The following is an 842-nucleotide window of genomic DNA, read 5'->3' on the forward strand; positions in this document are numbered from 1 at the left end:
TAGGGTCCAGACTCAATTGATCCACCATGTGACGATGGCGGCGATGTAGCAGGTTGCTGCGAAGTTAATCATGAGCTTGTCATATCGTGTCGCGACACGCCTCCAGTCCTTGAGGCGGCAGAAGGTGCGTTCGATGATATTTCGCCGTCGGTAGGCGATCGGATCGAACGGCCTGATTTGCTTTCGGGTTGGATTGTTGGGAATCACTGGCTGGGTGCCACGCGTTGCAAGGAAGTCTCGCAAAGCATCGCTGTCGTAGGCAGTGTCTGCTGCACACAGGCGTGTCGGAGGCAAAGGCTCGAGCAGTGGAATGGCAATGGGGGCATCGCCGCGTTGCCCCGGTGTTATTCGCAATGCGACTGGACGGCCACAACCATCGACAACAGCATGGATTTTTGTCGATCTGCCGCCGCGCGAGCGACCGATTGCCTCGGCATCGGCCCCCCTTTTCCGCCAGCCGCAGAGCGATGTGCTTTTGCGGTGGTGCTGTCGATCATATGGATGTCCCGATCTGTCGATTGCACCAGAGCTTCAAACAGCCGCCGCCATATTCCTTTGGCAGACCAGCGATGGAAACGATTGTAGACGGTTGTTGGAGGCCCATAGCAGGCTGGACAATCCTGCCATCGGCAACCAGATCGCAGGACGTGGATGATCCCGCTGATGACCCGGCGATCGTCGGTGCGATGAGCGCCAGGCTGGTTGGTCGGAAGCAATGGCGCAATCATTGCCCACTGCTGGTCATCAAGCCAGAATTCTCCTGCCATGGTCCAAAACTCCCGCTGCAGAAGCGAGTGAATCACGGAGTGCCAGTATGATCAAGAGTCTGATTGGGTTTTGGC

At 57.2% G+C, this 842-nt stretch carries 1 protein-coding gene and 1 pseudogene; both read right to left on the reverse strand.

All coding sequences use genetic code 11. The features are described from left to right. Positions 1-12: 12 nt before the first annotated feature. Positions 13-519, reverse strand: coding sequence for an IS5 family transposase (locus F9K91_RS25510; protein WP_328593088.1), 507 nt, complete (start codon positions 517-519; stop codon positions 13-15). Between the two features lie 74 nt (positions 520-593). Then, positions 594-767: pseudogene (locus F9K91_RS26770) on the reverse strand (transposase); the annotation flags it as partial. Between the last annotated feature and the right edge of the window lie 75 nt (positions 768-842).

Origin of the sequence: Brucella tritici (assembly GCF_008932295.1) — a bacterium.
Taxonomy (GTDB): Bacteria; Pseudomonadota; Alphaproteobacteria; order Rhizobiales; family Rhizobiaceae; genus Brucella; species Brucella tritici.